The 263-nt window shown below is 66.5% G+C and carries 1 protein-coding gene; it reads right to left on the bottom strand.

Annotated elements, in window-relative coordinates; translation table 11 throughout:
* Nucleotides 1–22: 22 nt before the first annotated feature.
* Nucleotides 23–263: ATP-dependent Clp protease proteolytic subunit (locus R0J92_RS23795; protein ID WP_411053490.1), on the bottom strand; the 241-nt coding region annotated here is incomplete at its 5' end.

Here is a 263-nt window from a genome sequence, read left to right as displayed (position 1 = left end):
ATCGCAGCAGCGCTCGCGCCGCCTACACCACCTCGGTCATCGAGTTCACGACCTTGCCGACCAGACCGTAGGCCTTGGCTTCCTCGGCCGACATCCAGAAGTTCCGGTCGGTGTCGGTCTCAATCTTCTCGTAGCTCTGGCCGGTGGCGTCGGCGAGGATGCGGTTGATGCGCTCGCGCATCTTGACGATCTCCTGCGCCTCGATGCCGATGTCGACGGCCGGGCCGCGCACGCCGCCCATGGGCTGGTGCAGCAGGAAGCGG

Origin of the sequence: Tritonibacter sp. SIMBA_163, assembly GCF_046535935.1 — a bacterium.
GTDB classification, from domain to species: Bacteria; Pseudomonadota; Alphaproteobacteria; order Rhodobacterales; family Rhodobacteraceae; genus Epibacterium; species Epibacterium scottomollicae.
The sequence above is the reverse complement of the archived record's forward strand: the minus strand, read 5'-3'. Positions and strand labels throughout refer to the sequence as shown.